Genomic DNA, 26,709 nt, shown 5'->3' on the forward strand with positions numbered 1-26,709 from the left:
CTTAGCGGCGGCTTTTTTAGGAGCAGCTTTTTTAGCAGCGGCTTTCTTAGGAGCAGCAGCTTTCTTTTTAGGTGCAGCTTTCTTAGCAGCCGCTTTTTTAATTGTTGCCATTGTTTTTTGAATTTGGGTTAGTAAAAAAATTGGGTATTAAAAAAAACTTTATGGCTAACACTGATTAGGCTTCCGCCTGAGCAGTGGTATCAAATGCTTTAACAGAAACGTAAGTCTTGTTTTCGCGACCTTTTCTGAATTCCACTACACCGTCTGCTACTGCGAAAATGGTAAAATCTTTACCAACGCCTACGTTTTGACCGGGATGATAAACCGTACCTCTCTGACGAACAATAATGTTGCCGGAGATAGCTGGCTGACCACCGAAGATTTTTACTCCCAGCCTTTTGCTGTGGGAGTCACGGCCGTTTTTTACACTACCTTCACCTTTTTTATGTGCCATTGTATGATTACTTTAAACTTGTCTAATAAATAAATTTAGCTTAACAGGATTAAGCTATTTCATTGATTTTGATTCTTGTAAAGTGGGTACGGTGTCCAACTTTCTTTCTGAAGCCTTTTCTTCTCTTCATCTTGAAAGCGATGACCTTGTCACCCTGAACATGAGCCAGAATCTCTGCTTTTACTACTGATTTTACATCAGTGCCTACGGACAGCGCACCAGCATTATCTGTTAACAGTACATCGGAAAACTCCACCTTGTCTCCAATATTTCCTTGTAACTGCTGTACAAAAATTTCCTGGTCTTTTTGTACTTTAAATTGCTGACCTGCGATTTTTACAACTGCAAACATAATTATCCAAAATATAATTTCCGCAAAAGTAACCTTTTGTTTTCTAATAGACAAAGTTTTTCGGTCTTTTTTAAATCACCATGTATAAACACATATGAAGGACCGCCTAAAGCTTAATCTTTTCAAAGATACATACTTTCTTGAATTTTAAATTATTTTAACAAATAATGATTTCCGGCGCCGGGTCGCCATATGCACATTTTTATGCTATTTCCGGATCATTTAAAAACAGCTATCTTGCTGTACAAACCAACGCAAATTTGTATACTTTTGTCGTTTACACGAATAAAAACAGATAGGATGAGGACATTTATTTACCTGCTTATTTAATTACCAGAGAGGGATATTTCTTCCGGAAATCCCTAAAAATCAGTGCAATTAAATCTCCGGATAAATAAATATGCTCAGCTTTAGTCTCTCAATTATAAAACAACAGGCATGAAGTTTAAATCACTGCTGGCCAAACCATTTGCTTCTATCGTACATAATAAGATAAAGAAGGAAATGTTAAGGGCGGTAGAAGATCAGGATACTATCCTGCAGGAGCTCTTGAAGACAGGCAGAAAGACGGAATTCGGAACAGATCACAAGTTTAGCGGGGTACAGACCCACGAAGAATTTAAACAGGCTGTGCCTTTGCGGGATTATGAGCAGTTTAAGCCTTATATTGAAAAAATCAAGGAAGGCAAACAAAATGTACTGTGGAAAGGGCAGCCGATTTACCTGGCTAAGACCTCCGGAACGACCAGTGGCGTTAAATATATCCCCATCTCCAAAGAATCTGTTAATAATCATATAGATACAGCGCGTAATGCGTTGTTGAATTATATGGGAGAAACGGGCAATACGGCCTTTGCGGATGGCAAAATGATCTTTTTATCCGGATCGCCGGAGCTGGAAAGGGTAGGAGGCATTCCTACCGGTCGGCTGAGTGGTATCGTGAATCACCATATTCCCCGGTACCTGCGTACCAACCAGCTGCCATCGTACGAAACCAATTGTATTGACGACTGGGAAACGAAGCTGGACAAGATTGTGGAAGAAACCATTAACCAGGACATGACGCTGATCAGTGGCATACCACCCTGGGTACAAATGTATTTCGACCGCCTGATGGAGCGCAGCAATGGTAAAAAGATCAAAGAAATATTTAAGAATTTTGATGTGATGGTATACGGCGGGGTGAATTTTGAGCCTTACCGTTCCAAGCTGATGGCCTCTATAGGTTCGCCGATCCATACGGTGGAAACGTTTCCTGCCTCTGAAGGCTTTTTTGCCTTCCAGGATTCGCAGGAGCGCGAAGGGTTGCTGCTGAACACCAATTCAGGGATCTTTTATGAGTTTATACCGGCGCAGGAAATTTTTAATGAGAACCCTACGCGGCTGTCGCTCAAAGATGTGCAAACCGGTGTAAATTACGCGATGGTGATCAACAACAACGCCGGATTATGGGGGTATAACCTCGGTGACACGGTGAAGTTTGTTTCCACTAATCCGTACCGTTTGCTGGTAACCGGCCGTATCAAACATTTTATTTCTGCGTTCGGAGAGCATGTGATCGGTGAAGAAGTGGAACACAGCCTGATGAAGGCGGCAGCAGAGGAAAATGTGCAGATTACAGAATTTACAGTAGCCCCGATGGTACAAACCAACGGTGAACTGCCTTACCACGAGTGGTTTGTAGAGTTTGAGAATATGCCCGCCAACATGGAGGCATTTTCCAGGAAGGTAGATGAAAACATGCGTCAGAAGAATATTTATTACGATGATCTGCTGACCGGAAATATTTTGCAACCCCTGAAGATAAGGACTGTACGTAAGCAGGGCTTTATCGATTATATGAAAGCTATTGGAAAACTGGGAGGTCAGAACAAAGTGCCTCGTTTGAGTAACGACAGGAAGCTGGCAGATGAACTGGCAGCGTATTTACAAAAATAACCGGCGATTCAGGGCGGAACGGCTGTCAGGCTATTTTACCGGCAGCTGATTCTTCATTTTTTGTTAACTGTAAAAAAGTAAATCACCGTAATGAATAAACGAAAGATTGCCATTTTCGGATCAACCGGATCTATTGGCATACAGGCACTGGAGGTGATCGCTGCGCATCCCGACAGATTTAGTGTAGAAGTATTGACCGCACAGCAAAATGCTGACCTGCTGATTGAACAGGCGCTGAAATTCAAGCCCAATGCGGTAGTGATAGGCAGCGAAGCAAAATACAAACAGGTAAAAGACGTATTATTTGATAAAGGCATCAAAGTATTTGCCGGTCCGAAAGCGATGGTGGAAGTAGCCGCCTGGAGTTCGATCGACATGGTACTGGCGGCCATTATGGGTTTTGCCGGCCTGGCGCCTACCTTATCTGCTATTGAACAGGGCACCCCGGTGGCATTGGCCAACAAGGAAACCCTGGTAGTAGCCGGTGACATTGTAATGGCTACCGCCCGCAGGAAGAATGTACCCATTATACCGGTGGATTCTGAACATTCTGCCATCTTCCAGTGCTTGCTGGGAGAGCCTTTCAGCAAGGTGGAAAAAGTAATCCTGACTGCCTCCGGCGGACCATTCCTCGGTAAAAAGCCGAACTTCCTCATCAATGTAAAGAAAGACCATGCGCTGCAACATCCCAACTGGAGCATGGGCGCTAAAATAACCATCGATTCCGCCACCCTCATGAATAAAGGGCTGGAGATGATTGAAGCGCGCTGGCTGTTTGGCCTGGCGCCGGAAAATATTGAAGTGGTGATACATGCACAATCTATCATTCACTCGATGGTGCAGTTTGTGGATGGTTCCCTGAAAGCACAGATGGGATTGCCGGATATGAAACTGCCTATCCAGTATGCGTTGGGTTACCCCGACAGGCTGGCCAATGACTTTCCCCGTTTCTCTTTCCGGAATTATCCTACGCTTACATTTGAACAGCCGGATACCAAAACTTTCCGTAACCTGGCCATTGCCATTGAAGCGATGCACAGAGGCGGAAACGCTGCGTGCGTAATGAATGCCGCCAATGAAGAAGTGGTGAATGCCTTCCTGAAAAACAGGATAGGCTTCCTGCAGATGACGGAAGTAATTGAAGAAACGCTGGGTAAAATACCGTTTATTGAAACCCCCACCCTGCACGATTATTATGAATGCGATAATGCCGCACGTGAACACGCTGCATCCCTTATCAATTCTATCGTTATATAAATTGCCAGTAAAAATTAACAAAGAGTTTTGCCGGAATATGTATTAAAACTGATATATTAGGCAGATTAAAGCAGAAACAATTAAATGACTACAGAGGTAATATTGGTGAAAGCCGGACAGTTGTTACTGTCACTTTCTATTTTGGTAGTGTTGCATGAGTTAGGCCATTTTATCCCGGCCAAGTTGTTCAAAACCAGGGTGGAAAAATTCTATTTGTTCTTTGATCCGTGGTTCTCTCTCTTCAAAATAAAGAAGGGTGAAACAGAGTATGGAATCGGCTGGCTGCCGTTGGGAGGATATGTAAAGATATCCGGAATGATAGATGAAAGTATGGATAAAGAACAGTTGGCAAAGCCCCCGCAGCCGTGGGAGTTCCGTGCCAAACCGGCGTGGCAGCGTTTGATCATTATGATCGGCGGCGTAACCGTGAATATTGTCCTTGCGTTCTTTATTTATGCGATGATCTTATGGCACTGGGGTGAAACCTACCTGCCTACTTCTGCCGCAAAATATGGTGTGGTAACAGATTCCCTGGCCCGCAGCATTGGTATGAAAGACGGTGATAAGATCGTTACCATTGATCACCATCACGTGGAAGCCTTTGAGGCGATCCCCGGAGATGTAATCCTGTCGGAGGCCAAAAGCATCCAGGTAGAACGTGATGGCCAAACCCTTGATCTTCCTATCCCGGCTGGCTTTACCAGGCAGCTGCTGAAGCAGAAAGCGCCTTTTGCCATGCCGCGACTCCCTTATATTGCCGACAGCACTCTTCCGGGATCTGCTGCCGCGAGAGTAGGTGTGAAGAGCGGCGACCGGCTTATCGCCATCAATGGCGCGCCGTATCTGTACTATCATGAGTTTGCAACCGAGATCAGAAAGCACAAGAATGAAAATGTAATAGTGACCCTGGTTCGTGGCAACGATACACTGAACCTGGCCGCAAAGCTGAGTGATAAAGGCACATTTGGCGTATATCCAAAAGATCCTTTTGAGTATAAAGTAAAGAAGTATACCTTCCTGGAATCCTTCCCGGCCGGTTTTCACAAGAGCGTCGACAAACTCGTAAAATATGTGCAGCAGCTTCGCCTGATCTTTGTTTCCAAAGAAGTAAAGGTGAGTGAGTCGCTGGGTGGATTTATGTCTATCGCCAAATTGTTCCCCGATGCGTGGGACTGGCAGATGTTCTGGGAGATGACGGCATTCCTGTCTATTATACTTGCTTTCATGAATATCCTGCCCATTCCGGCGCTGGATGGTGGCCACGTGCTTTTCCTGCTATACGAGATCGTTACAGGGCGCAAGCCGAGTGAGAAGTTCCTGGAGTACGCGCAGATTGTGGGTATGCTGATCCTGTTTAGTTTGCTGTTGTTTGCAAACGGACTGGATGTATGGAGAAACCTGCTGAGCGGATTATTTTAAAAATATTACTGGCATTTGATCGGGATGAATGATCAAATGCCAGTTTTTTATGCTATCTTTGTAAACTGTTTTACAGGGGGATGCCTGGTTTTGACAGCATAGATCTTTGAGAGTGTAAGCATGCCGTGCGTTGGATAATTAGCACGATAATCTGAATATTCAAACTCTAATTGGCGAATCTAACTACGCCATGGCTGCCTAATTATAAATTAGACACCCATTATAGCCGCTTGAAGTTGTTGCCTTATGCGACTTCCGCCGCCGAATCATAAACCCATAGGGATAGGTATTCATGGTTTCTGTGAGTGAATACTGAAGCTACAACGGATAAGGAGATGGTTGGTTCGTTACGCCCCTGCCAGATCCCGACAAAACAATGCGTAAATAAGCATGTAGAAAGCTTTCGGCGAATATGTTTGGACGCGGGTTCGATTCCCGCCATCTCCACTTTTGGACGCGGGTTCACTTTACCGCTTTTCAAGATTTTAGAAGTCACTGATTTTCAGTGACTTTTTTTATTTGCACTGGTTTGGGAAGCGTATTTTAGTTGGCAATTCGGTTAGCTTTTATCTGCCGTAACTGTAACTATCTGAATTAGTACGAAAAACCTTCGGGGCTATGTTAAAATAATAGCTGAAGTGCCCCCAAAAAGTCAGACACTTTTGGGAGCACCTCAAATAGGCTACTTCATATCTACAGGGATAAAAATTAAAGGTGTTGGTAAACAGGAGGCGCCCGGAGGCGAATAGGTGAAATGAATGGTTTGCACTTCTCCGTTTGCGGCAGGTGGGAATACCTGCACTAAAATAGCTTCCGGTGATTTTTTGGTGATAAGGCGGTCTGATGGCAATTGAATGATGCCTTCTTTGAATTTTCCTTTGCTTACTATCATCGTATTGGCCATGCCACCGCACCATTGGTTATTATCGCTGCGGGCGTTCCAGGTTACCAGCGCGAGACCTTGTCCGTTGTTGCTTTTCCATTTCAGTTCCACGTTGTACATCACGCCGTAGTTGCCGGCCAGGGTAGCTCTTTTTCCCGTGGTGCCTTCCCGGCCAAGTACCCAGGGGTCTTGCTCACCATCGGCCATCACCATTTGCACGATGCCTTTCTGTGTGTCGATGGTATCGTTGGAAACCACTTCATAATTGCTTACGCCAAAAAGGCCGCGACCTGCGCCGCTCTGGCTTTTGGAGGGTAGTATGCTGGCGCGTGCAAGGGCAGTGGCGACAGGTGTTCCGGGGGCTGTTTGCACAACACTGATCTCGCCCGGCTGGTCAATCACAAAATCATACAGACCATGCACCAGTTCATCATATTTTACCTGGTATTTTTCCTGTGCAGGATCAATGGCCAGGATTTTTCCGGGTGCTATGGTGCGGACTTCGGTTTGCGGTGTAGCAGCAAAATAATCTGCCAGTCCCTGTTTACCTATCTGGAAATAGCTGGTGCTGGGCTTTTGGGAAGAATATTTCAGCATGCGGATATGCATGGGTGCGGCGCTGGTATTTTTTATCACCGCTACAATTTTGGTGGTGATCTTAGTTGGTTCTTTTACACCGTTTACATTATATACATAAAGCCGTACTGTGCCTGGTGCTACTTTTTCTTTCAGTGCAATGGCTTCCGGCACGCGGATATATTCCGGATCATCTGAAATAATATATTGCGGGCCTGATAAAACTATCTTCTCATAGTTAATCTTTGGCAGTTGTTCATTGAGGATACCAGGCAGTTCTACAATGCTGCCTTGTTTGGTGGTCAGCAGCTTTTGCCGGATTTCTGCCGGCACCGTTTGTGCTGCGGCAGGCAAAGTAAGTACAAGATGACTGCTGATAAAGAGCATGGTGAGCCCTGAACGTGTGAATAATTTTTTCATGATGTTACTTAATAGAGATAGATAATATTTTTTATCAATTAAGACAAACTTAATAAAAAAATTAAGAAACAAATAGGTAAAAGAATATTATCTGCAAAAACATCATTGAACGGAGAGTAGTTTGTCTCTCGCAATCAGGCAGCCGCCTATGATACCGGCTTTTTCTTTTAGTTTGGACATCAGCAGCTGTGTATCGTTATTCACCAGGCTGAGGGAATACTTATTCAGTGCGCTGCGTATAGGGAGACGGATATACTCGTCGGTTTGGGAAAGGATGCCGCCCAGTACCACCAGCTCGGGGTTAAATATATTAATGAGTACGGAGAGGCCGCGGCCTATCTTTTCTCCGATACCGGCTACCAGCTCTATGCAGAGCACATCTTCATTACGGGTGGATTGTATAATATCTGCCAGGTGGAGTGGCTCGGGCAGTTTATTGTCGTGCTGCAGCGATGAGCCGGAGCCCTGTGCAATTTTTTCCTTGAACATCCTTATCAGCGCTTGTCCGGAGGCCTCTGTTTCCAGGCATCCCTTTTTGCCGCAGTGGCAGATCAGTTCATTGGTAAACAGTGGAATGTGGCCCATTTCACCTGCGAAACCTGATTTACCACGGTATATTTTGCCGTCGATCATGATTCCAAGACCAATGCCATAGTCAAGGTTTACGAACAGTACATTTTTTTCATCGCGTACAATCCCGTTGTGGAATTCCCCGTATGCCATTGCCCTGGAGTCGTTTTCCAGGTAGGTGCGTATGCCGGTGATCTTTTCAATGATGGTGCTGAGCGGTTCTTCATGGAAATGGAAGAAGCTGTAACTGTAGCCGTTTTCACTGTTCACACGGCCGGAGAGGTTTACACAGAGCGCCAGGATATTCCGGTGTGCAGCGGACAGGTTGCCGATAAATCCCTGGATGATCCGGATAAGATGATCAAAGGATTCCTGCGTATTGGCCAGCAGGTAAGGCACCTGCATTTCATCGGACACCAGGTTTTTTTTGAAATCCAGCAGTCCTATATTCACATGATAATGTTTTACATCTACTCCTATAAAAAAGGCCGATTCGGCCACCAGTCCGTATATATTGGCGCGGCGGCCGCCTTTTGAATCTACTTTGCCTTCATCTTTTACCAGGCCGTCGCCTATCAGTTCATTAATTAGACTGGTGGTTTTGGGTACGCTGATGTTCAGCGCAAGTGTCAAATCTGTTATGGTAGCGTTGCCGGTTTTATCGAGATGGTTAATGATGGCCCGTTTCAGCGATTTATTCTTATAAGCTACCCCCGAAATAGTTTCTTCAGAAAAAAGATCAAAGATATTTTGATTTACCTGGGATTGCATTGGATCAGTTTTTTTCATTGTTCTAAGATAAATGAATTGATTTTAGTGAAAAGTAACCGTGTTATTTTGTTTTAAAAAAATATTTTTACAAAGTTTTGCTTAATTAATAATTTAATTTATAAATTTACGAACGAAAGTAAAATAAATTACAAAGATAGCGTTATTTATGAGGAGTGATCTACAGAATAAAAGCCAGGCACCGGAAATATTAGCGGCGGCATCCCTGCATAGCTCTTATGCAGGGCAATACCGCCAGGAACTGCTGGACAATGTGCTGCCTTTCTGGATGAAGCATAGCAAAGATGAAAAGAACGGTGGCTACTTTACCTGTTTGCAAAGGGATGGCCGGATATTCGATACCGATAAATTTATGTGGCTGCAAGGCCGGGAAGTGTGGTGTTTCAGTTACATGTATAATCACGTGTCGCCAAAAGAAGAATGGCTGCAGATGGCATTGCATGGTGCCAGCTTTATGGAAAAATATGGACGGGACGCTTCCGGCAACTGGTTTTTTTCCCTGACAGCCGATGGAAAACCATTAACGCAACCGTACAATATTTTCAGTGATTGTTTTGCTGCCATGGCGTTTGCATCATTGGATAAAGCAGTGCCGAACGACCGCTACAAGGAAATAGCCATATCCACTTTTAAAAACATCCTGGAAAGAAAAGATAACTGGAAAGGCCAATACAATAAAGCATATCCGGGCACCCGTGCGCTGAAAGGGTTTAGTTTGCCTATGATTTTGTGCAACCTGTCGCTCGAACTGGAGCACTTGCTGGGTGCGCAGCAGGTGAATGAGCTGATCCCGCCGGTGATCCATGAAGTGATGAATGTGTTTTACCAACCTGCCCGTGGGCTGATCCTGGAAAATGTATATGCCGATGGCCGTTTCTCCGACAGCTTCGAAGGGCGTCTTGTAAATCCCGGTCATGCTATTGAAGCCATGTGGTTTATCATGGACCTGGGTGTGCGGCTAAACGATACTGCATTGATACGCAACGCGTGCGACATTATGCTGCGTACCCTGGAATACGGGTGGGACCAGGAGTTTGGCGGTATTTTTTATTTTATGGATATCCTCGGCAATCCGCCACAGCAACTGGAATGGGATCAGAAATTATGGTGGGTACATGCGGAAGTGCTGGTGGCCTTGTCCAAAGGGTATGAATTAACGGGTGATGAGCGCTGTTTGCTATGGTTTGAAAAAGTACACGCCTATGTGTGGGAGCATTTCAGAGACGAAGCATTCGGCGAATGGTACGGCTACCTGAACAGACAGGGCACGCCTTTGCTCACGCTGAAAGGCGGTAAATGGAAGGGATGCTTTCATGTACCACGTGCGCTGTACCAGGTATGGAAAACATGGGAACGTATCCAGTCTTAATACTATAAAATATCAACCAGATGACCACCAGTATCAGGTATATAATATTCGTTTTATTGTTGACGGGCTGTATGCAGCTCCGGGCGCAATCTGCCAATACGGATGTGCTGATTATCGGCGGTGGCGCCAGTGGCACAACCGCCGGTATCCAGGCGGCACGAATGGGAGCGGAAGTGATTATTATAGAGGAAACTACCTGGCTGGGCGGGATGCTTACTGCAGCTGGGGTGTCGGCTATTGATGGTAATCACCGTTTGCCCGCCGGATTGTGGGGCGAGTTCAGGCAACAGTTATACAAATATTATGGTGGCCCGGATTCGGTTGCCACCGGCTGGGTAAGCAATACTTTATTTGAGCCGCATGTTGGCAACCAGGTATTGCAGCAGCTGGCATCTGCAGAAAAAAAATTGCAGGTATGGTATAACACCCACTGGCAATCTGTAAAAAGAGAAAACGGTAAATGGACGATTACCGTAACACAAGGGAAGCGCCTGCGTGTGCTCACTGCCACCATCCTCATCGATGCCACCGAATTGGGAGATGTGATGGCTGCCGCCGGCGCACATTACCGCATCGGGATGGACAGCCGCCTGGATACGCGTGAAGAGCAGGCACCTGTACAGGCCAACAACATCATACAGGATCTGACCTATGTTGCAGTACTGAAAGATTATGGCAAAAACGGCAACAAAATAATTCCCCGGCCGGAAGGCTACGATGCCTCTGTGTTCCAATGCAGCTGCGATGTAAGCGATCCGGCTACATCCGACAGCCCGCAGAACAACTGCTACCGCATGATGCAATACGGACGATTGCCACATAATAAATACATGATCAACTGGCCCAAATGTGGTAACGACATATATCTCAACGCGATTGAAAGCACCCGTGCAGAAAGGGAAGCTGCGTGGAAACAAGCGAAGCTGCATACGCTTCGTTTTGTTTACTATCTGCAAACAGCATTAGGATATAAAAACCTGGGACTGGCAGATGATGAATTTCCGACTGCTGATAAACTGCCCATGATACCTTATCACCGGGAATCGAGAAGAGTGAAAGGGCTGGTGACCTTAACGGTTAATGAAGTAGCGCATCCCTATGAAAGCACGCAACCATTATTTCGTACAGGCGTTGCCGTAGGAGACTATACCATCGATCATCATCATCTGAAAAATCCGGCTGCGCCGGCGATAGATTTCGTCAAGATAAAAGTGCCTTCTTATAATGTGCCTATGGGCAGCCTGATTCCGCAGGGAGTAGAGGGTTTGATAGTGGCCGAAAAAAGCATCAGTGTAAGTAATATCGTGAATGGCGCTACACGCCTGCAACCGGTAGTGTTGCAGCTGGGGCAGGCCGCCGGCGTGATAGCCGCGCTGTGCATACAACTGCATCTGCAACCCGCGGCGCTTTCCGTACGTCAGGTGCAACAGGCATTGCTGAATGCCAACGGCTACCTGATGCCATTTATTGATATAACGCCTGCTGATCCTAATTTTGCCGCCGTCCAGAAAATAGGCGCCACCGGCATTCTTAAAGGAACCGGTGTGCCTTATATGTGGGCCAACCAAACCTGGTTTTACCCGCAGCAACCTGTTAGCGGTTATGAACTGGTGCAGGGCTTACGCGCTTATTATCCTGTACTGAACACCTATTGGGCTGCTTCGGGTGATATGCTAACGATAGCAGATTTTGTAAAGATTATTGCAGCAACAGGAACACCTGTAACTATACCACAAGTAAAAAATGATCTGGAAAGCGCCGGCATCAGGCTTTCCGGCAGCGAGCCTCTACACCTCAGCAGGTTGGCGGCAGCTGTCTTGCTGGACAAATACCTTCATCCTTTTGAAAAGCCTGTCACTATTTCAGGAAACCTGGAATAGCCTGTAGTTCGTATCAGTAACCACATTTTATTAACCAAAGTAATTGTTTATGAAACAATTCAGGCATTATTTATTATCCAGCCGTTATGTATGGCTGCTCCTATGCTTCCTCGCGTGCCAGCTGTCGTCGTTTGGCCAAACCAGAACGGTTTCGGGGATCATCACTTCTGCCGACGGGCTTCCTGTACCGGGAGCCACGGTTCTTGTTAAAGGAACCAGCCAGGGCGCTTCTACTGATACGGATGGAAAGTTTACGCTGCCGCTTACATCAGACAAGGCCACACTGGTAATTTCCATGATGGGATACACGCCGCTTACGCTCAGCGTAAAGCCGGGCGACCAGGTAAAGGCAACGCTGGAGCGGAGTTTAAAAGATCTTGATGAAGTAATGGTAGTGGCCTATGGCACGCAGAAAAAAGGAAGCGTGATTGGTTCGGTAGCGCAGATCAGCGGTGAAGAACTGAAGAAAGCGCCGGCCATGAATATCACTAATATGCTGGCAGGCCGGCTGCCGGGCATTTCAGCGCTGCAGCAATCGGGCCGCCCCGGAGCAGATGATGCTGCGCTGCGTATCCGCGGCGTAAGCACGTATGGCGCCAACCAGGGACCGCTGATCATTATTGATAACGTACAGCGTCCTTCATTCTCCAATCTCGACCCGGATGAAATTGAAAGCATCACTGTATTGAAAGACGCCGTTTCTACTGCCGTATATGGTTTACAGGCCGCCAACGGTATCATCCTCATTACTACCAAGCATGGTAAAAACCAGAAGCCAACCGTTACCTATGATGGCTCCGTTACCTTCAACTCCAATACCCGCGTTCCAAAATTCCTGAACGGCCCGGATTATATGTCGTGGTATAATAAAGGAACCGATATGGACAACGACTACCTCGCGCATACCGGCGGCGATCCTGTGCCTTACGTATATACGAAGGAACAGATTGAGGCGCTGAAGAACGGCACCAACACCAACCCGCTGTTTGGTAATACCGACTGGATGGGTGAACTGATGGGAAAAACGAGTATGTCGCAGCACCACAACATCAGCGTGCGCGGTGGTACTGAAAAGATAAAATATTTTGTATCCGGTGGGATGCTCGACCAGGAAGGCATTGTAGAGAATACCAATTTCAAACGCTATAACGTGCGTTCCAACCTGGATGCAGCATTGAACGATTATATATCCGTAGGCGTGGACCTGGGCATGCGGCAGCAACTCACTGCCACACCTGGTATTTCGCCGGATAACGAGGCTTACATGAACCCGTTTTACCAGGCGGTGCGCATGTTGCCTAACCTGCCTATGTATGCACCCAACGGGTTGCCTACTGCTTACAACAGCGGCGCCGGCTGGGTAAATCCCTTAGCTGCCGTGCAGAACTCCGGTTACCAGAACGGGCAAACCAATGTGTTCCAGGGCAACCTGACCTTTAAGGTGAAAGTGCCGGGCATAAAAGGACTGGAGCTGAAATTGCTGACAGCCTATGATAAAAGCAGCACGGAAAATAAAGGATGGTTAACGCCGTATACCGTGATGGGCCGCTATCGCGATCAGGTGAGCGGTGATTACACGACCATCAGTTCTTTGCCGGGCATCACCAAAACATCGTTACGACAGTCATACATCCAATATAACCGTAAAACATTCCAGCCAAGCGCCTCTTATACCAACCAGTTTGGCGATCATGCCATCAGCGCATTATTGTTGTACGAATGGTCGCAGCAAAAGTCCAGCCTGTTTTCCACAGGAGCCAGCAATTTTGCGTTAAGTGACCTGAAGGAGATCGATTATGGCAGCAAGGCTACCGAAGATTTTATTTCTCCCACAGGCTCCAGTGATATCGACGATTCCAGGGCAGGCGCCGTAGCGCGTATCAATTACAGCTACAAAGACAAATACCTGCTGGAATTGGCCAGTCGTTACGATGCTTCCGTGAATTTTATGCGCAACAACCGCTGGGAAATATTTCCTGCTGTGGGCGCAGGCTGGGTGATCAGCAAGGAATCTTTCTTTGATAACCTGAGCAAAACGATCAGCTACCTGAAGCTGAAAGGATCTGTAGGCCGCGTGGGTAATGATGTGGCGCAGCGTTTTGCGTACCTGCAAACATTCGCGCTGACCACAAACCCGGTGGTGGTGATTGGCGGCAAGCCTACGGCTGCCTTATATACCAGCGCACCGCCTAATGTGAACCTCCGCTGGGAAACCTCCACACAAACCAACATAGGGTTTGAGTCCGTTTTCCTGAATGGCTTGCTGGGCTTTGATTTTGAATGGTTCTATAAAATCACCAACGATATCCTCGATAGTCCTGGCAGCCTGTATCCTTTATCTCTGGGCGGTTACGCGCCTGCTGTGCTGAACTATGGTATTGTGGATAACAAGGGTTTTGATTTGCAGATAAGACACCGCAACACCATCGGTAAATTGCAGTACGGTGTTACCGGTAATATGAACTGGGCTAAAAACAGGATCCTGCGTTTGAATGAAAGCACCGGTTTGCCTGCATGGCAAAGCCGCGTGGGCCGCAGCATCGGAGATAAAATGGGTTTTGTGGTGGATGGTATGTACCAAACCTGGGAAGAAGCAGCGAATGGATCTTCACCAAGCGGCGGCGTTATTGCACCGGGCTTTTTCAAATATCGTGATCTGAACGGCGATGGCCGTATTACCCGCGCCGACGATATGACTTTTGTAGGCCGCAGCAATATGCCGCAGCTTACCTATGGTTTGAACATAGATCTGAAATACGGCGCCTTCGATTTCTCTGCGCTGTTCCAGGGCGCTGCACTGACCAGCATCAGCCTGGCCGGTACTTATGAAGGTTCCAGCGGAACCAGTGGCGTAGATGATAACACGCCCTTTACCAAAACTTTTTACAACTACGGTAACGCGCCTTATTACCTGGTAGAAGATTCATGGACACCGGACAACCCGGATGCAAAGTATCCCCGTTTAAGCGCTTACAAAGCTTCTTTATCATCGCATAACGCCCATGCCAATTCCGGTTGGGTAAGGGATGCATCTTACCTGCGTTTGAAATCCGCACAGCTGGGATATAATCTTCCAAAGAGATGGCTGACCAGGGCTAAAGTGCAGCAGGTACGGTTGTATATCTCCGGCTTTAACCTGATCACCTGGGATAAACTGAAATACCTGGATCCTGAGATGCCAAACGTGAACAATGGTTTTTATCCGCAACAGCGCATGTATTCAGGCGGTGCATCTATTACTTTCTAAACCACAACACAGATCATTATGAACAAGGTAACTACCACCATACAACAGGCTTTACTGGCAATGGGTATCATCATAGCTGCGCATGGCTGTAAAGTGGATATAGACCCGACGGACCGCTACACGGAAACAGCGATATGGAGCAATTCCGCTAACATGGAGCTTTATATCAACGGCATGTACAGCGAGTTTAAAACATTCCAGTTCGGTGTTTTCCCTATTGGTTATGATAACGCTACCGATGCGTTAAGCGATATAGAAAAATATACTTCTACCGTTGCCGGTAATGGAACAGTGAACATATTGGCAACTGATGCGTCCAGGGTAAATTCGGCAGGCCCGCAACTGAACTACTGGCAAACGGGTTACTCGCGTATCCGCCGCCTGAACGAGTTCCTGGACGGTCTTGCGAAATATGCCAAAGTAGATGAGGCTACTAAAAAACAGTATGAAGCAGAAGCGCGTTTTATCAGGGGCTATGTATATTTCTGGCTGGTAAAACTGCATGGCAGCGTGATCCTGATGGACAACATCGGGCAGTATCTGACCAAAGAACATCAGCGTGCTTCGGAAGAAGACTGCTGGAAATTTATTGCAGCAGATTTTGCATATGCCGCTGAAAATCTCCCAGAGCAACAAGATGCCAATCGCACCGGCAGGGCCACCAAAGGCGCGGCCTATGGCATGCTGGCGCGCACCTGGTTATATGCCGCTTCCATTGCGGAATATGATAAGAAACAATTTAACCAGGATGCACTCACCGGCGTGAATGCCGCCAATGCACCCGCGTATTACAGGAATGCTGCAGATGCCGCCAAAGCGGTGATAGATCTCGCGGCAAAAGGGTACTACGACCTGGAGTCTGATTATGCTTCCATCTTCACCAATAAAAATACAAAGGAAGCCATCTTCAAACTGGACTATGTATCGCCACAGGTAACCCACAGTTTGGATCTGGGATTTGCGCCTCCCGGTGATGCGCCCGGTCAGTGCCTGGTGTACGGTGTGCCCACCGCTGAACTGGTGAATGAATATGAAATGAACGACGGCACAAAATTTTCCTGGAGCAATGCTGCTATGGCTGCTAATCCTTACAGCAACAGGGAGTCCAGGTTTTATGCGTCCATACTTTATAACGGCGCTTCCTGGAAAGGGCGTACGCTTAACACCACGCCTGGCAATGTTTCCGAAGGCTTTGCAGAATATGCAGTAACCGGCGAGCCCCGCAAAACGGTAACGGGCTATTATATCCGTAAAATGCTGAATCCCGCTGTGAACGATTTTGTGGCGAACAAAAGCACACAGAGCTGGATAGAAATGCGCTATGCAGAAATACTGCTCATTGCTGCGGAAGCCAGGGCTAAACTAAATGATATTGCAGGCGCGCAGCTGGCGCTGAATACGCTGCGGAACAAACGCGGACTGCCCAATACGCCCGCTTCTACTGCTGCTGCGCTGATGACAGCCATAGAACACGAACGCAAGGTAGAACTGTCTTTTGAAGGACACCGTTACTGGGACCTCCGCCGCTGGCGTAAAGCGCATATTGTGCTGAACAATGTACGCTTTACCGGTCACCGGATAACGCCTACCGACGACGGCTTCAAATATGAAGTGGTGAACTGTGATAACATGAACAGGCAGTTCACGCCGGCCTTGTATTATATCCCTATCCCGGTGTCGGAACTGCAGAACAATGCAGCGCTTACCCAGATAAAAGGATGGTAGATCAAGATTCCCTGACAACAACCAAAATGAATCACATGAAACCAAACATATTTTTTATTGTCATCGCAGCTGCCGCCGCCCTGTTTTCCTGTCGCAAGCCCGATGCGGTAGTCCGCAAGCAACAGAGTGCATTGAGCGATATTTATCTCACTACAGATGGAAAGGGAAGCGAGCGCTTATTTGACGCGCGTTACAGCGCCAATAATGACACCATTTATTTTGATGTTCCCTGGTATTACCCGGCAACATCCGATAATGAGGTGGACCTTAAAAAGCTGATTGTGCGGGCTACCATTCCTACAGATGCTACAGTAACGCCGGCGATAGGGGCTGTAACGGACCTGAGCAAACCCTTAAACATCACAGTAACAGCCGGTAATGGCGCTAAATCTTCCTATGTAATAGTAGCAAAAAAAGTAGGGGATTATTCTATCACCAGCGCAAAAATCAGCGTTACAGCAGAAGGTGCGGTGCAGGAGATTGAAGGAGTGATACAGGAGAAAGAAGTGATCTTTTATGTGCTGCCTGGTGTAGATATATCCGGAGCAGTTTTCAATTATGAGATCAACAAACATTCTACGGCATCGGTGGCAGAAGGCGCCACTATCAGTCTTGCGCAGGAACAGCCTTTTACGGTAACCGGTGTTGACGGTGTATCCAAAACCTATACGCTGCGCGCCCGCGAGCCACAGAAACTGGCTTACGGCGCAGGGATCAACCGGAAGCTGTGGACAAAAACCGGCGCGGAATTATCTTTCACGGCCAATATGGAAACTTCTATTACCGTGAGCGGCGATTACCTCGTAGTGGTACGCAGAACCAATCCTTCCAAATACAGTGTGTACAACCGGTTTACGGGCGCTTATGTAAAAGAGATGTATTATCCTTTTACGGGGCTGTCGTTCCAGATCGCCAGTGATACCACGGGTAATTTGCTCGCTGCTTCCTGGGCGCCGAAAAACAGCAAATTCATATTGTACAAATACAGCAGCGTAGCGGATGCCGCTCCTGTAAAACTGGTAGACTGGACCAACAACAATCCTACCGGCATCACCGGCGACGGTGGCGTAGGCAGGAGGGTGAATATTTTCGGCGATCTCAACAAAGATGCAGTGATCATGGCTACCGGTGGGCAATCTACCATCATCTACAAATGGCGTATTGCGGGTGGCGTTTTGCAGAGCAATGATCCTGAAATCATCAATTATAAATCCATCGCCGGCGGCGCCTCCAGCTTATGGGGATATTACGCCGAAGCGCAACCTGTTTCTGCAGCGGCCAACAGCGATTATTTCCTGAACTACCAATTTGAAGTGGCACTGGTAAACGGCGCTACCAATGAGAGATCCGCAGCGCTTACCCTGGGTGATCCGGTGGTGTTTACGATGCCTACCGCTTACGGCACGTTTAACAATGCCAATTACCTGGCCATTGTGAAATACCTGAATTCTTATGATCTGAACCAGGTACAGATGTCGCTTTATGATGTTACCAGTCCTTCGAAAATAAGCCTGCCGCCTACGGATGCTGCTTACCCGCAGTTCAACATATTTAACTCAGACCTGTTTACCGGTACTGCCAATGGCAACGGTACCGCTGATATCTGTATCGGTTACAGCGATCACAAACAGCGGATGCAGGTATATATGATGCTGACCAACGGCGGTATCATGGCGCACGAATTCACTACTTATGCACCTTAAGAAACACAGCATACTGCCGGTTGCAACACCGGCAGTATGCCTGCTGAATACCTGTAACCATTAATCAATTTACCATGAAGCACCGCGTATATTTTATCGGGTTATCCGTTTGCCTCCTGCTGGCAGTGGCATGTAAGAAGTCGGGTAAAGCTGATCCAACGCCGGTTTCGCCGGTGGACACCAGCGGAACATTTGTGCCCGGCAGGAATGTGATTGTGTGGGTAGACGCCCGTTCCAACGTTTTCGGAACCTACGGAAGATTAAACGATACTGCGCAGATAAAAACAGTGCTGGACACACTGAAACAAACAGGCGTCACCGGCCTGGTGATTGATGTAAAAGGAAGCACCGGCTACACCATGTATCCCAGCGCATACGCCAAACAGGTAACATCGATGGATGGTAAATCGCTGCCGGCCAATGTGGACTATGTAGGATTCATGATCAGCGAAGCGAGGAAAAGATCATTCAAGGTATATGCTTCCATCATCACTTTTGTAGAAGGAGATGGGGGCAGAAGCATTGGCACTGTGTTCGATGATCCTGCGTTTAAAAGCCGGAACGAATCCATTGTATGCGATGTGAACGGCAACCGCGTGCCGGTTACATCTACCGGTCGCAATGCCTTTGTAAACCCGGCCCGGCCGGAGGTGCAGACCAGGGCCCTGAATATCATCAAAGAGATTGTACAGAAATATGATATCGATGGGCTGATTCTCGATTATGCCCGTTATACAGATATTGACGCTGATTTCTCCGACTTCAGCAAAGAACAGTTTATTGCTTTCCTGAAAGAAAAATACAACGATAACGATGCCGCGAAGATGAACTTTCCCGGCGATATTGTTACTTCATGGAAAAACACAAGTGGCCAGGTGTTGCCTGCTACCACCGGTAAATACTACAAGAAATGGCTGCTGTACCGGGCCACCGTGATCCACGATTTTTTTAAACAGGCCAGGGCAGCAGTGAAGAGCGTAAAATCGTCCGTGAATTTCGGCGTGTATGTAGGCGCGTGGTATGTTACCTATTACCAGGTGGGCGTGAACTGGGCCAGCGAAGAGTATGATCCTTTCAACGATCAGGCCATCCGGTTCGACTGGGCCTACCCGGAATACTATAAAACGGGATACGCAGAGCAGCTGGATATCATGATGACGGGAAATTATTTTACGCAGATCCTGTTATCTGAAAACGCTGCTACCGCCAATCTTACTTATCACTGGTGGAGCGTGGAAGGCTCTATCCGCGGTACCCGCTACGTTACTAAAAACAAGGTGCCTTTGTACGGCGGTATTGATATGGGGAATGTAGACTGGGCCAGCAAAGCAGAGATCACCAGGAGTATTAAATACATCACAGCCAATACTACCGGCGGCATCATGTTGTTTGACCTGGTACATATTTATGCACCGCAATACAACCGCCTGAAACAGCCTTTGTGGGACGCCGTGAAAGCGGGCCTGCAAAAATAAAAGTATTAAACAACGGAAACACATGCAGCATCGTGATAATAGCCTCGACGCATTGAGAGGGCTGGCCATACTGGCTATGGTACTCAGCAGCAGTATTGCTTTTGGCATACTGCCGGCGTGGATGTACCATGCCCAGGAGCCGCCGCCTGCACATATTTTTATGCCGGACTTGCCGGGTATTACCTGGGTGGACCTGGTATTTCCATTTTTTCTGTTCACGATGGGAGCCGCTATACCACTGGCTTTGAGCCGGAAGGTAAAAGAAGGCGCGAACTTCGGTGACGTGTTGTCCGTTGCCTGCCGGAGATATCTCTTACTGGTTTTCTTTGCACTGTTTACCATGCATGCCCGGAGCATTGTGCCGGCCGGTAATCCTTCGCCTTTTATGTACCTGTTACAACCGGCTGCGTTTATCCTGTTGTGTTTTCAATTGTATAAACCGGCCCGGCAAACGAAATTATGGACCGCCGTAAAGCTGTTATCGTTTGCGCTGGCAGGTGTTCTGTTGTACCTGCTGCCTTTTAAAGATGGCAAAGGTTTTTCTTTATACCGCTTCGATATTATCATGATGGTGCTGGCTAATATGGCTTTTGCGGGTACGCTGGCCTGGTGGTGCACCAGGAATAATCCCTGGCTGCGGATAGGGTTACTCCCTTTTGTGATGGCGGTGCTGCTGGGCGCGGGTGTACCGGGTTCTATTAATGAAGCTGTTTTTCAATGGTCGCCTTTCCCCTGGATGTATAAATTCTATTATTTAAAATACCTGTTCATCATTATTCCCGGTACATTGGCGGGCGAGTGGTTATTGCAGGACAATGCTGTCCGCCCGCCTGCGGAGAATGCAGCGGCTTCCCGTACAGGTATGTTGGCTGTTTTATCGTTTGCGGTGATTGTTACCAACGTGGTATGTTTGTTTGGCCGGCATCTGCTGGTTAATCTTGTTATTACTACCATACTTTGTTTGCTATTATATTATTTTTCCGGGAGATTTTTACATGCTGCAAAACCGCTGCTGCTAAGGTTCTTCAAGGCGGGCGTATATCTTTTGCTACTGGGTCTCTTTTTTGAGGCGTATGAAGGCGGTATAAAAAAAGATCCTTCCACTTTCAGTTATTATCTTGTAACCGGGGGACTTGCCTTTTTTATGTTAATGACTTTTTATTACTGGCAGTTAAGCGGCGCCGGCGCCGGTATCTTGCGCTATTTAAGCATGAACGGCCGGAACCCTATGGTGGCTTATGTAGCGGGCAACCTGTTGCTGCTGCCGTTGTTGCGGTTAAGCGGGGGGATGAGCCTCTATACCGCTATGCAGCAAAATATAGCAGGCGGTTTTTTAAGCGGCGTATTGTTTACGGGAATAGTGTCCCTGATTACCGTGTTTTTTACAAAACGCGGATGGCTATGGAAAACATAGTCATAACTGCTGTTAACATGTAAACTATTTTATCAATCATACCGACATCACAATATTATGAATCTTGCGACCATCGACGTTTTAATTATCTTATTATACCTGGTCATTATCATCGGCCTGGGGTTCTGGATCTCCAAAAAAGCCTCCGGTAACATACAGTCCTACTTCCTGGGGAATAACAATATCAAATGGTACTGGCTGGGCTTCAGCAACAGCAGTGGTATGTTTGATGTAAGCGGTACCGCTTTTTATGTAGCGCTGTTATTTATCTACGGGTTTAAGGCTGCCTGGCTGCCGTGGCTGTGGCCCATCTGGAACCAGATATTTGTGATGGTATTCCTCGCTATCTGGATCAGGCGGAGTAATGCCATGACCGGGGCCGACTGGATCATCAAACGATTTGGCGATGACAGGGGAGGACGGTTGGCGCATATGATCGTAGTGATATTTGCAGTGGTAAGTGTGATCGGTTTTATCGGGTATGTATTTGTGGGCATCGGGAAATTTGCTGCCAACATGCTGCCCTGGGATCTTTCCAATGGGATGTTTACCAATCAGCAAACCTATGCGCTGATCATTGTGGCGCTGACTACCCTCTACACCGTGAAAGGCGGTATGTACAGCGTGGTGGCTACTGAAGTATTGCAATATGGCATCCTGGTGGTGAGTTGTATACTGGTGGTAATATTTGCCGTGAAAGGTGTGAACTATGATCAGCTGCATCAGCAGCTGCCGCAGGGCTGGGCCTCTTTCTGGCCGGAATGGAAACTGAACCTCAGCTGGGATCATACCTTTCCGCAGGCCAACCGTAAAATAGCGGAAGATGGTTTTACCTGGTTTGGCGCATTGATGCTGATGATGATCGGTAAAGGTATTTTTGCCAGCCTGGCCGGACCGGTACCGGGTTTCGACATGCAGCGCATCCTCAGCGCCCGCCGGCCCTGGGAAGCGGCGAAGCTGTCGGGGTTCACTAACCTGGTATTGTACATCCCGCTGTTTATGATGGTGAGCGCTTTAACGCTGATTGCCTTCAACGTATTTATGCCTTCTTTACAATCGCAGGCGAAGCCTGATTTTGAAACGATCCTGAGCCAGGTGGTAAGCAATTACCTGCCCGCGGGCATCCGGGGCATTGTGCTGGCCGGTTTACTGGCCTCGTTTATGAGCGCATTCTCCGCTTTTGTGAACGCGGCGCCTGCCTACCTGGTGAACGATTTCTATAAGAAATATTTCAGACCCGACGCGCCGCCCAGGCATTACGTTAAATGTAGTTATCTCGTTTCTATCGGCATTATTGCTACGGGTTGTTTTTTCGGCCTCTTTGCAGATTCCCTTAGTTCCCTTACCATCTGGCTTTCCTCTGCTTTATACGGCGGGTATGCTGCTGCCAACGTATTAAAATGGATCTGGTGGCGCTTCAATGGTTACGGTTATTTTGCCGGTATGCTGGCCGGACTGTTATCGGCCACATTTGTACCTAAACTGATGGAGTGGCTGAGCAATCATTATTTCAGCGGCTACAATGAAGTGTTTGGTAGTGGCATCGGTACACTGATCTCTTTCTTTATCATCCTGGTGTTGTCGATGTCGGCCAGCGTAATCGGATGCCTGCTTACGCCGCCAACGGAAAAGGACGTTCTGAAAATATTTTACGCCAACACCCGTCCGTGGGGATACTGGAACACTGTATTGCAATGGGTAAAGCAGGATGATCCTGCGTTTGAGCCTAACCGCCAGTTTAAATGGGATATGTTGAATGTGCTGGTAGGCATTTGCTGGCAGATGAGCATGGTGATTATGCCGGTATTTTTTGTATTCGGCTATTTCAGAAATGGCTTCCTGGCTGCAACTGTATGGATACTTTGCATGATTGTTTTAAAATTCACCTGGTACGACCGTCTTAAAATTACTGCCGCATGAAAAAGATGATGTATTTTTTAACGTGCCTGTTAACATCCGCGAGTGCGGCAATGGCCCAGGAGTCGCTGGATAGCAGCTATGCCAACAACTATTACAAAGAACGTGTAAAATTTTTTAATCAGCTGCCTGTACCCGCCAGGGGCGTGGTGTTCCTGGGCAACAGTATAACGGAAGTGGGGCCCTGGAGCGAAGTGCTGCCGGGTATGACCGTCAGTAACCGCGGTATCAGCGGCGATAATTCCTTTGGAGTTTATGCCCGTCTGGATCAGGTGCTGGCTTTGCATCCGCGAAAAATATTCCTGCTCATAGGCGTTAATGATATAAAAAGAGGAACGCCGCTGAATTATATAGTGGCCAATTATGAGCGGATAGCAGCTAAGGTAAAGGCCATGGCGCCGCATACTACCTTGTACCTGCAAAGCGTATTGCCGGTAACGGAACCGGTGTTGGCGGATATTTACGTGAAGATCCGCAACGAGAAAATAAAATTGCTGAACGAAGGGTTACAACAGATCGCCGCTAAATACCACTGTACTTATATTGACCTTCATAACGATGTTTTTGCAGGTGAAGATGGACAACTGAAACGGGAGCTGACAACAGACGGTCTGCATCTCCAGCCACAGGCCTATATTTTATGGGTGGAATACCTGAAACGTAAAAAATATTTATAGCATGAAAGCAGTAGCGTATTTTTTCAAACGTATTGGCTGTGCAGCTTTACTATGCGTGGGCTTCGTTTCTGCAGCGGTTGCGCAGAAAATCGACAGCAGCTACAACAACACCTATTACCAGGGAAGAATGGAGCTGTTTAACACGTTGCCGCTGCAAAAGAAAGCCATCGTTTTCCTGGGTAACAGCATCACGGAGCGGGGCGCCTGGGGCGAGCTGCTGCCCGGCGTAAAAGTAATGAACCGCGGCATTGGCGGCGATAATACTTTTGGCGTACTTGCCCGGCTGGATGGTATTGTGAAAGCCGCGCCGCACAAGCTGTTCCTGCTGATCGGCATCAACGATCTGAGCAGGGGACTACCGCGGGAAGTGATCCTGGAAAATTACGATCATATCGTGGCTTATATCCGTACCCATTCTCCCAAAACAAAAATTTATATTCAAAGCGTATTACCTTTATACGAACCATTTACAACAGCTGCATATCTTAAAAATAAAAAAGACAGCATCCTGCAGTTGAACGTGGGTATCCGGAAAATTGCAGAGAAGTATGGCCTGCCTTACATCAACCTGCATGAAATATTTGCCGACGCCAATGGGGACCTGGTAAAAGAGCTGACGGCTGATGGCATCCACCTGAAGCCCGCTGCTTATGTAATATGGGTGGACTTCCTCAAAAAACGGAAGTACCTGTAGCAAGGAAAAATATCGTTATGAATAATAAAAAACTATACGTGCCGGCATTATGGCTATTGTTATGTATCCCGGCATTTTTGTATGGCAGTGCGCCATCCAGGGAAATTTATGCGGTGAAAGGCGCGGATACCTTATGGTTTGATCATTACCGTCCGCAAACAGCCGCCAATGGCATTTCTGTGCTGTTTGTACACGGTGGCGGTTTTACCGGCGGAGATCCGGTAAACCAGGCGCCGTTTGCCGAAGGCCTTGCCCGCATGGGATATAATGTGTTTGTAATCAAATACCGTTTATACCTGAAAGGTAAAAGCTTTGGTTGTGAAACCGTGGTGCCGGAAAAACTGAAAGCCATCAGGCTGGCTGTAGAAGATACCCGTGATGCTACCAACTATTTACGCGGACACGCCGCTGCATTAAACGTAGATACGTTGAAGTTATTCCTGGCTGGTAGCAGCGCCGGTGCAGAAGCCGTGTTGAACCTGGTGTTCAATCCTTTTGTAAGCCGGAAAGACAGTAGCCTTAAACCATTCCGTTACGCCGGCCTGATGGCCTTTTCCGGCGCTGTGCTGGATATGAACCCGGTATATGTGCAGCGGCCGTTTCCTGTATTGCTAATGCACGGCACCAATGACCAGCTGGTGCCCTATGCCACCGCAGCGCATCATTTTTGCAACGCTACCGATGCCGGATGGATCATGATGTCGGGCGGCTATACACTTTTTACAGAAATGCAGAAGAAGCGATGGCCGGTAACCCTTTACACGTATGAAGGTAAAGGACACGAGGTAGCCAGCTTTATGTTCAGAAAGTTTAAGGAGATGGATAATTTTATGCAGAATGCTGTGCAGGGAAAAAAGCAGGCGCCGGTGCATTTTGTTGAAAAATAAATAACGGATTATAAATTTATAGGGAGATATGAAGATAACCGGAACATTCCTGGATGAGATCAGCCACGACATCCCCCATCAGAACTGGGGAGCCAAAGAATGGCGCAGGGATTTTGAGCACATGAAAGCAATCGGGATAGATACCGTGATCCTCATCCGCAGTGGGTACAGGCGTTTTATTACTTATCCGTCGGCCTATCTCATAAAAGAACAGCAGTGTTACCATCCGCCGGTAGACCTCGTAGAGCTGTTCCTGCAACTGGCAGATGAGCTGGATATGCAATTTTATTTTGGGTTGTACGACAGTGGCAGATACTGGGATTCCGGGGATATGCAGCATGAAATCGACAGCAACCGTTTTGTAATAGATGAGGTATGGAAAAATTACGGTCATCATAAAAGTTTCAGAGGATGGTACCTGAGCATGGAGATCAGCCGTAAAACCAGGGGCGCTACCACGGCTTTCCGTACATTGGGACTGCAATGCAAAGCCGTGAGCAATGGCCTGCCAACATTGATTTCCCCGTGGATCGATGGGAAGAAAGCAGTGATGGCGGCATCGGCTGTGATTACAAAAGAAGATGCCGTTTCTCTCAAAGCGCATGAGCAGGAATGGAGCGAAATATTTGCCGGTATACAAGGCGCGGTGGATGCCGTTGCGTTCCAGGATGGGCATATCGACTACCACGAACTGGATGATTTTTTTGCAGTCAATAAAAAAATGGCGGACCACTTTGGGCTGCAATGCTGGACTAATGCAGAAAGTTTTGACAGGGACATGCCGATTAAGTTTTTGCCTATCAAGTTTGAAAAGCTGCGTTTAAAGCTGGAAGCTGCCAGGAGAGCAGGTTATGATAAGGCCATTACTTTTGAGTTCTCTCATTTTATGAGCCCGCAGTCGGCTTACCTGCAGGCAGGACATTTGTATAACCGCTATAAGGAATACCTGGAAGAAATAAAGGGCGCGGAGTAATGTCATTCGGTTATTTCTTCTTCTTAAGAAAAACATAAGAATCTTTTCCCGGCAATAGGAAAAGATTCTTTTTACTGATGAATAAATTTT

19 protein-coding genes and 1 other RNA gene are annotated in these 26,709 nt (G+C 47.3%); 16 read left to right on the top strand and 4 right to left on the bottom strand.

Annotation, left to right across the window (positions count from 1 at the left end):
• Positions 1 to 175: 175 nt before the first annotated feature.
• Positions 176 to 454 carry a 50S ribosomal protein L27 gene (gene rpmA / locus PV783_RS09970; protein WP_079468897.1) on the bottom strand — a complete coding sequence of 93 codons (279 nt, stop codon included), beginning with the start codon at positions 452 to 454 and terminating at the stop codon, positions 176 to 178.
• 49 nt (positions 455 to 503) lie between these two features.
• Positions 504 to 806, bottom strand: coding sequence for a 50S ribosomal protein L21 (gene rplU, locus PV783_RS09975; protein ID WP_079470010.1), 303 nt, complete (start codon positions 804 to 806; stop codon positions 504 to 506).
• 438 nt (positions 807 to 1,244) lie between these two features.
• On the opposite strand from rplU, the gene PV783_RS09980 reads away from it, so the two are divergent.
• From PV783_RS09980 to ssrA, 4 genes are all read left to right on the top strand, one after another.
• The gene (locus PV783_RS09980; protein WP_079468896.1) at positions 1,245 to 2,744 is read left to right on the top strand and encodes a GH3 auxin-responsive promoter family protein; all 1,500 of its coding nucleotides are present in this window, start codon (positions 1,245 to 1,247) and stop codon (positions 2,742 to 2,744) included.
• 90 nt (positions 2,745 to 2,834) lie between these two features.
• Complete coding sequence (locus PV783_RS09985; protein WP_079468895.1) at positions 2,835 to 4,001, top strand: 1-deoxy-D-xylulose-5-phosphate reductoisomerase; 1,167 nt, start codon at positions 2,835 to 2,837, stop codon at positions 3,999 to 4,001.
• A gap of 84 nt (positions 4,002 to 4,085) precedes the next feature.
• Positions 4,086 to 5,420 carry an RIP metalloprotease RseP gene (gene rseP / locus PV783_RS09990; RefSeq protein ID WP_420987871.1) on the top strand — a complete coding sequence of 445 codons (1,335 nt, stop codon included), beginning with the start codon at positions 4,086 to 4,088 and terminating at the stop codon, positions 5,418 to 5,420.
• 76 nt (positions 5,421 to 5,496) lie between these two features.
• Positions 5,497 to 5,870, top strand: a transfer-messenger RNA (tmRNA) gene (ssrA, locus tag PV783_RS09995).
• A 232-nt stretch (positions 5,871 to 6,102) separates the two neighbouring features.
• Here the strand turns inward: ssrA and PV783_RS10000 are convergent.
• A complete protein-coding gene (locus tag PV783_RS10000; protein WP_420987872.1) occupies positions 6,103 to 7,299 on the bottom strand; it encodes a copper amine oxidase in 1,197 nt (398 codons plus the stop codon).
• A gap of 102 nt (positions 7,300 to 7,401) precedes the next feature.
• Positions 7,402 to 8,640 (bottom strand): ROK family transcriptional regulator, encoded by a 1,239-nt coding sequence (locus PV783_RS10005; RefSeq protein ID WP_079470008.1) that lies wholly within the window; start codon positions 8,638 to 8,640, stop codon positions 7,402 to 7,404.
• A 166-nt stretch (positions 8,641 to 8,806) separates the two neighbouring features.
• Here PV783_RS10005 and PV783_RS10010 point away from each other — a divergent pair, with 166 nt between their 5' ends.
• The 12 genes from PV783_RS10010 (at position 8,807) to PV783_RS10065 (ending at position 26,619) form a co-directional block, all read left to right on the top strand.
• On the top strand, positions 8,807 to 10,027 hold the full coding sequence (locus PV783_RS10010; protein WP_420987873.1) for an AGE family epimerase/isomerase: 1,221 nt from the start codon (positions 8,807 to 8,809) through the stop codon (positions 10,025 to 10,027).
• 20 nt (positions 10,028 to 10,047) lie between these two features.
• Positions 10,048 to 11,907, top strand: a complete 1,860-nt coding sequence (locus PV783_RS10015; protein ID WP_420987874.1) for an FAD-dependent oxidoreductase — start codon at positions 10,048 to 10,050, stop codon at positions 11,905 to 11,907.
• Between the two features lie 49 nt (positions 11,908 to 11,956).
• A complete protein-coding gene (locus PV783_RS10020) occupies positions 11,957 to 15,154 on the top strand; it encodes a SusC/RagA family TonB-linked outer membrane protein (RefSeq protein WP_420987875.1) in 3,198 nt (1,065 codons plus the stop codon).
• Between the two features lie 18 nt (positions 15,155 to 15,172).
• Complete coding sequence (locus PV783_RS10025; RefSeq protein WP_111579514.1) at positions 15,173 to 16,879, top strand: RagB/SusD family nutrient uptake outer membrane protein; 1,707 nt, start codon at positions 15,173 to 15,175, stop codon at positions 16,877 to 16,879.
• 35 nt (positions 16,880 to 16,914) lie between these two features.
• Entirely contained in the window at positions 16,915 to 18,582 is a 1,668-nt protein-coding gene (locus PV783_RS10030; protein ID WP_420987876.1) for a DUF5018 domain-containing protein, read from the top strand.
• A 74-nt stretch (positions 18,583 to 18,656) separates the two neighbouring features.
• The gene (locus PV783_RS10035) at positions 18,657 to 20,057 is read left to right on the top strand and encodes an alpha amylase family protein (RefSeq protein ID WP_420987877.1); all 1,401 of its coding nucleotides are present in this window, start codon (positions 18,657 to 18,659) and stop codon (positions 20,055 to 20,057) included.
• A 22-nt stretch (positions 20,058 to 20,079) separates the two neighbouring features.
• The gene (locus tag PV783_RS10040) at positions 20,080 to 21,471 is read left to right on the top strand and encodes a DUF5009 domain-containing protein (protein WP_420987878.1); all 1,392 of its coding nucleotides are present in this window, start codon (positions 20,080 to 20,082) and stop codon (positions 21,469 to 21,471) included.
• A 57-nt stretch (positions 21,472 to 21,528) separates the two neighbouring features.
• A complete protein-coding gene (locus tag PV783_RS10045) occupies positions 21,529 to 23,391 on the top strand; it encodes a sodium:solute symporter family protein (RefSeq protein ID WP_420987879.1) in 1,863 nt (620 codons plus the stop codon).
• Positions 23,388 to 24,065 (top strand): GDSL-type esterase/lipase family protein, encoded by a 678-nt coding sequence (locus PV783_RS10050; protein ID WP_420987880.1) that lies wholly within the window; start codon positions 23,388 to 23,390, stop codon positions 24,063 to 24,065. The genes PV783_RS10045 and PV783_RS10050 overlap by 4 nt, the downstream gene beginning before the upstream one ends.
• Before the next feature lies 1 nt (position 24,066).
• Positions 24,067 to 24,759, top strand: a complete 693-nt coding sequence (locus tag PV783_RS10055) for a GDSL-type esterase/lipase family protein (protein ID WP_420987881.1) — start codon at positions 24,067 to 24,069, stop codon at positions 24,757 to 24,759.
• A 17-nt stretch (positions 24,760 to 24,776) separates the two neighbouring features.
• Positions 24,777 to 25,646 carry an alpha/beta hydrolase gene (locus tag PV783_RS10060; RefSeq protein WP_420987882.1) on the top strand — a complete coding sequence of 290 codons (870 nt, stop codon included), beginning with the start codon at positions 24,777 to 24,779 and terminating at the stop codon, positions 25,644 to 25,646.
• Positions 25,647 to 25,674: 28 nt separating this feature from the next.
• Complete coding sequence (locus PV783_RS10065) at positions 25,675 to 26,619, top strand: DUF4434 domain-containing protein (protein ID WP_420987883.1); 945 nt, start codon at positions 25,675 to 25,677, stop codon at positions 26,617 to 26,619.
• The last annotated feature ends 90 nt before the right edge of the window (positions 26,620 to 26,709 follow it).

The sequence above is a fragment of the Chitinophaga sp. CC14 genome, assembly GCF_048957795.1.
GTDB classification, from domain to species: Bacteria; Bacteroidota; Bacteroidia; order Chitinophagales; family Chitinophagaceae; genus Chitinophaga; species Chitinophaga ginsengisegetis.